Annotated in this window: 7 protein-coding genes; 2 read left to right on the forward strand and 5 right to left on the reverse strand. The window is 40.0% G+C overall.

The window, feature by feature from the left end; translation table 11 throughout:
• Positions 1-2: 2 nt before the first annotated feature.
• The 4 genes from V7K85_RS04320 to V7K85_RS04335 form a co-directional block, all read right to left on the reverse strand.
• Positions 3-800: a Rho termination factor gene (locus V7K85_RS04320; RefSeq protein ID WP_334811413.1), complete on the reverse strand. Its 798-nt coding sequence runs from the start codon at positions 798-800 to the stop codon at positions 3-5.
• Positions 797-2155 carry an AAA family ATPase gene (locus V7K85_RS04325; protein ID WP_334811414.1) on the reverse strand — a complete coding sequence of 453 codons (1359 nt, stop codon included), beginning with the start codon at positions 2153-2155 and terminating at the stop codon, positions 797-799. Before V7K85_RS04325 ends, V7K85_RS04320 begins: the two co-directional genes overlap by 4 nt.
• Positions 2156-2244: 89 nt before the next feature.
• The gene (locus tag V7K85_RS04330; protein ID WP_334811415.1) at positions 2245-2436 is read right to left on the reverse strand and encodes a hypothetical protein; all 192 of its coding nucleotides are present in this window, start codon (positions 2434-2436) and stop codon (positions 2245-2247) included.
• A 3-nt stretch (positions 2437-2439) separates the two neighbouring features.
• Positions 2440-2622 (reverse strand): hypothetical protein, encoded by a 183-nt coding sequence (locus V7K85_RS04335; RefSeq protein ID WP_334811416.1) that lies wholly within the window; start codon positions 2620-2622, stop codon positions 2440-2442.
• A gap of 117 nt (positions 2623-2739) precedes the next feature.
• On the opposite strand from V7K85_RS04335, the gene V7K85_RS04340 reads away from it, so the two are divergent.
• Positions 2740-3546, forward strand: coding sequence for a class I SAM-dependent methyltransferase (locus V7K85_RS04340; protein WP_334811417.1), 807 nt, complete (start codon positions 2740-2742; stop codon positions 3544-3546).
• 336 nt (positions 3547-3882) lie between these two features.
• Here the strand turns inward: V7K85_RS04340 and V7K85_RS04345 are convergent, their stop codons facing one another.
• Entirely contained in the window at positions 3883-5334 is a 1452-nt protein-coding gene (locus V7K85_RS04345; RefSeq protein WP_334811418.1) for an MFS transporter, read from the reverse strand.
• Positions 5335-5489: 155 nt separating this feature from the next.
• Here V7K85_RS04345 and V7K85_RS04350 point away from each other — a divergent pair, with 155 nt between their 5' ends.
• Positions 5490-6008, forward strand: a complete 519-nt coding sequence (locus V7K85_RS04350) for a phosphoribosyltransferase (protein ID WP_334811419.1) — start codon at positions 5490-5492, stop codon at positions 6006-6008.
• Positions 6009-6201: the final 193 nt, after the last annotated feature.

Genomic DNA, 6201 nt, shown 5'->3' on the forward strand with positions numbered 1-6201 from the left:
GATTAAAGACTAAACACTTTCTTAAGAGCCTTGATTTTTATAGTATCAATGCCACATTCAAGTTTGGAGATAGGATTTAAGCTTTTCCACTTGCCTTTACTAGCACTAAATATAACATCAGATAATTTTTCCAGATCAATAGCTTCAAAGCCATCTATTTGGGATTTTGATAAATAACTCAAACGAGTAAACACTTCATCTCTTGATGCAGATTTAATACTCCTAATTTCTGGTAGTGGTAACGGCGGTGAAGGTGGTAATGGTGAGAAAAAGAATACTTTTGCAAGAGCATCCAACTTTTTGCCTTTAGTAATTCCACATCTTAAGGTAATAATTGGGTTAAAATTAGACCAAGTTTTGCGATTAGACTCTGCAATTCGGTTTGTCGCAACAATAGGATCTACACCCTTTAAAGCACTACTTGGTTCTGATATTAAGTATCTGAGTGCAGCTAGAATAGTATCTCGTGATGCTGTATTCAAATTTACTTTAGGCAAAACTTCTCTAGCTAAAATTTTTGCCTGCTCAATACTTTGAGATTCCGGTGAGATAACTATGCACCATACCCGCTCTAATTCAGCTTGTTGAGCAACCGCATATACAAAATGATTACTAACAACTTGATATTGATAGTCACTAATTTCTTTAACAATAACAGGAATCCAATTTCGCCCATCAGCTTGTAAAACGGTTTCTGCTGCTGCTTTGATGATAAATTCGGATTCGGAAAACTTCTCTCCAGGTTTAATCTCAGTTAACTTCAGATGCATTAGTTTGCCAACATTATCAAAATCACTCATAAAATAAAGTACTCCTTAGCTAGTTCGAGATAATATTTTGCAGCAGTAGAATCCTTAAAAGCTGCTGGAATTCGAGCGAAGGCTGCACCTGCTACAATTGCATAATTTGGCAGACTGAATATTGTTGTATTGGTGTGAGATTTTATATACTTAGGATAAAAATAAGGAAGTAAATTAAACTTCGATGCTTTGATCTCTCTGGTAATAATAGCTTCAATTTCCTGATTTGCTATTTTAAGCTGAGGAGGAGTGATATTTTCACCATTAAAAAATATAGGTAAGGCGATTGGGCCACCATCTCGTCTAGCTGCTTTAACTTTTGGTACTAACTCTTTAATTACTTTAGCTGCATTATCTAGAGATGCTAAATTATTGTGCTTGGTAGGGATCAAAACGACATCACAGGTATAGAGACTACTTTGACTAAAAAACATCCAGTTTGTCGGACAGTCAATGAATATATAATCATATTCATGCACAAAAACTTTCAAAGCATCTTTTAACCTAGCAGACCCCTTTTCAATTCTTGTAGCTAATTCTTGCTCTGTAAAATTTCCCAGTTTGGGATCTGCGGGAATAATGTCAAATTGTAATGATTTTCCAGATTTAAATTTGACTGTAAATGGTTGAACTGTATCGTGAATGTTTAAATTTCTATCGGATAGACAATCATATAAGCTGATTTTTCCTACATGTAGACCAAGAGATTTAGTTAAATCTCCTTGTTGTGGATCAAAGTCAATTACTAAAACTTGCTTTCCTTGTTGTGCAAGAGTTGCTGCTAAATTAGCAGTTGTTGTAGTTTTGCCCACACCTCCTTTATTATTATAAATACAAACAGTTAAGGCTTTAGGCGGATTGTCAATTAAATGTTTGACATGAGAAACAATAGCATTAATATTATCTTTTTTAATTAAAATACTTGGAGTGGCAGGAAATACAACTTGTCCATGTCGCCGGAATAATTGAATATGAACTGAATTAGTAATAATCCCCCATTGAGATGTGTTGCACTTAGAAGCAAGTAGATATCTTTTTATTTGTTCTTTAGTGTTTATGTATTGAGGAGTGCCTTCCGATAAATTAAATTTAGCTCCTGCTCCTGTTGCTGGTGCTTTGACTTCAATCAGTAAATAGGGATTGATTTTAGACAATGCAAAAATATCACTATCAACATTCTTACGCGTAGCAAAATCTACTGTCCCATTCCCTGTCTTAAATTCTGACAAATGCTCTTTCTGATTAAATCCAAGTGCATTTATTAGAGGTCTTACAAAGATATCACTGATGTATGCCTCATTACTCTCATCAGGCAAAATGTTGTCTAAAATCTCGTGCCAGTCTGTAAGTAGCATTACTTAATAAACAAACGGGAACAATGACAAAACCGTTTGTTTTATTAATTGAATCAAATTTGTTACTTAATTGACCTCAGTATTTTTAACTAATTGAACAGACGATCGCACCCATTCAAATTTTCTGCAACTACATCTAAACTAAAGTTTTCAGGCGATGGTGTGGAGCGCCCACTGGAAGCGATCGCAACAAAAAAAGATGAAATGAAACCCATTATCAGATTGAGCGATGGCACTGGAGTATCATCCAAATAAAAGGGCAGTTCTGTAACCACCTTCATGTCTCAACATAGAGATTTCCATTGGCTGTTGGAGATCCGAGCTGTTTTCAAATACCCGCTTTTTATTCCTACTTCAGATGAAAGCGATCGCAGAGCAACTTGAAATCTTGACACTTCCAAGCTGAACAAAACAACAAGCAATTTATACGTGGCATCATCTTCACAACTAAACAGTCTGCCAAGCATCCGGGAGCATCTCATCCAAAAAAGAGATTAAACTATATTGTATTTGCAGTTTATTTCTCGTTCCCAGGTTGGAGTCGAGGAATGCCAGCAACAAGTGTAAGTAGGAGATGTTCATTTATGCCGAGATGGACTGCACAGGACAAACAAGTATATCGAACCGAGGTAATTCGACGAGTTACCGCAGCGATGCCCTTAGTAATGCAAGAATATGCCTCAATTAATTGGGCAGAAGAACTCAAAGGCTACCATACCGACCATGAATATTACCCCGACTACATCCACACTCCCATTCATGGAGCAACCGATGCCTACACCAACCCTCAGTCGTGTTTAGCCTGGGATGCTGCTATGGATGCCATTATTCCCCTCAGCCACAATGTAAGTTGCCAGCAGTTGCGCGATAAAATGGCCGAGCTAATTCCTGAAGACACTCAAATTGAGACGGTGCTAGAGCTTGGTGCAGGTACGGCTGGTGGAGCGCTGGCCCTGGCACGGCGGTTTCCACAGGCGAATTTTCGCGTTACTGATGTTTCGCCTTACATGCTGGTGATCAGTCAGCACAAGTTTAACAAGGTTGGATTTAGTGAGCGGGCTTCGTTCGAGCAGGTAGACGCCCGTCACACTGGCTACCCTGACAACTCCTTTGATATTGTCACGTCATCACTACTCTTGCACGAGACGCCTAAAGAGTGGACGCCTAAGATTCTTAAGGAGATGTACCGGATCACCAAACCCGGAGGTTGGGTACTATACGCTGACACCTATCGTGGTGAATACGCCCTGAGCGCTTCTTTTCAAGAACCGTGGTTGGATGACTTTATCCATTTCAACTTCGAGTACGAGTTTGCGAAAGCAGGTTTTACAGAACTCAATTACATTCCCTATGCCGTGGGTTTGTGGTATATGGTTGGCCGGAAGCTATAAACGTCATTACAAAACAATTACAACAGAAGTTAGCAAAGCCCAAATAGCGGCAACAGTACGTAGCTATCAGAATTTTATTAATGACTACGATTTGTAGAAAAGCTATCAATTAGACGTGAAATTTTTCTAGCTGTGTTCAGGGGGTGTGTAATCAAACAGTATTTGACACGAGGAAGAGAAACTTGTTTGCTTCCAAGACTCGAACCCGTCCAGGTTGTGGTGAGCGATAATGTCACATTACACAAAGGTGGGCGCATTCAACTTGCGTCTTAACCGCCTCCGCGGTTGCCATAACACAAAAAATCTTTTCCCTGCTACCCCTGCCTCCCCACTCCCTTAACTCCCCCTCTTCTCTTGCCGTTCTTTGAGTTTCAACATAATTTCTGCGTGCATTTCGCGGGTAATCGGGTAAAAATACGTTAAAACTAAGCCACAAATCAAACAAACTGTAGGTATAGGCCCAACGGCAATGCGAATAGCAAACAATGCTGATTCCGGTTGGATAGGTGGTGGACTTCCGGCTACAGATTCTTTGAAACCGGCTACTTGCAAAGCATTTCCCACCAAAAACAGCCCGAAAGCTAAACCAAATTTTTGTAGCAAAACCATGAAGCCATAAAAAATGCCTTCTCTGCGTTGTCCGGTTTGGAGTTCATCTAATTCAATCACATCTGGAATCATCGACCAGGGAATTAGATAAGCTGTGGATACACCAATACCTGCCATGACAGCCATCAAATACATCAAAGCTATTTGACCGGGCTGTAAGAAAAATAGTCCGGCAGCAGCTATGATCCATAAACTCATTCCCATAAAATAAACAAGTTTTTTGCCGATTTTTTTACTCAGCGCCCCCCAGACAAATAGCATCAGCAGGGCAGTCCCTTGCACTGCAATCAGCAGTGTGGGCACATCTGATTCTTTGAGACCCATACAATTGACTACAAAATAGGGAATAATGCTGGCTGTAATCTGCACACCTAGCCAAGAAAAAAGATATATACCAATAACAAATAAAAAAGGTCGGTTGCTAAAGACAATTTTTAGCTGTTCTAAGAAGGAGAGAGATGCAGGTTCCTCGGCTTGAATGCGTTTGGACTCAAAAGCCAGGATGCGATCGCGGACTCCAAAAACGCACCAATATAATCCTAAAATCGAAATTACAGTACAAACTGCTGCTAAAACGAGATATCGTTGTTGGCGATCGGCAATTTGAGAAAAAATAATTTGCGCTAAAATCAATGACAGAATGCTACCACCAATGGAAAATGTAAATCGAAAGCTGTTAAGGCTGGTGCGTTCGTCGTAATCTTGAGTTAGTTCTGGAGTCATCGCCGTATAAGGCAAATTCACAATCGTGTAAAAGGACTGAGATAGCACCCCAATCGCTACGTAATACCAGAACATCGGCCAAATGTTCTCACTCTGATTTGCCCTAAATTGCGGTACAATCCACTGCAAGAAAAAGAAAATTCCAAAGGGGATTGCTCCATAAAACATCCAAGGAAGACGACGGCCCCAGCGACGAGATTTCGTTTTATCACTCAGGAACCCGATAACCGGATCATTTACCCCATCCCAGATTTTGCCAATCATCAAAATACTGCCAGCTAAACCCGCAGGGATACCAGCGATATTGGTAAAGAAAAACAGCAGATAAAAGACGGAAATATTTGCAGTAATTGCTGGGCCTAAATCCCCTGCACCGTAAGCCAGTTTTGTTTTAAAGTCGAGTTTTTCACTTTTAGGATCTCGTTGGGCATCGCCATCAGCGGCAGAATCGTTCATAATAACTTGCACTCATACTAAAATATTAAGTTTGCGACGCCGAATAGCCCGCACTTCGACAAGCTCAGTGCATCGCTGCGCTCACCAGCCGCTCAGTGACCATCCATCGTAGACATCGCCTTGAATACTAGCTATCTACCACTCCCGTTAGACTTATGCCAGACCTTTATGTTTCTTGGTCAGATTATCACCAAAAAATTGAACAACTGGCTATTCAGATTTATCAATCCAGTTGGGAATTTAACCAGATTATCTGTCTTGCCAGAGGAGGACTACGAGTAGGAGATATTCTCTCCCGTATATACCAGCAACCACTGGCAATTTTAGCAACCTCATCTTACAGTGGGACTGGTAAGCAAGAAAGAAGTAATTTAATTTTCTCCCGTCACTTGACAATGACTGCCGAAAAGTTAGGTTCGCGCATTCTCCTAGTGGATGACTTAGTAGACTCTGGGATCACACTCCAACAGACTATACCTTGGCTCAAGCAAAATATTGATTTCCCCATTGAAGAAATTCGCACCGCCGTTCTTTGGTATAAAGCCTGTTCAGTTATAGCACCCGATTATTATGTTGATTATCTGCCTGATAATCCTTGGATTCATCAACCTTTTGAACACTACGAGCAGATGAACCTCGCAGAACTTGCAGCTAAGGTAAGTCAAGTGTGTTGATTAATACTTGGTATTGGAATGTCCATACTGGAAAAGCTTGAACAAATCAGAACCTTACCTAACGACTCTAGATTTGGTTAGCAAATGTACTATTGAATTAAGTAAATCGGCGGGAAAATTTTTAACTATGTAACGAAAATTTAACCAATTCGATTATAGTTAAATTTAATACGTTGTGTGCTGTAGTTTCCTT

Origin of the sequence: Nostoc sp. (assembly GCF_036917615.1) — a bacterium.
Lineage (GTDB): Bacteria > Cyanobacteriota > Cyanobacteriia > Cyanobacteriales > Nostocaceae > Nostoc.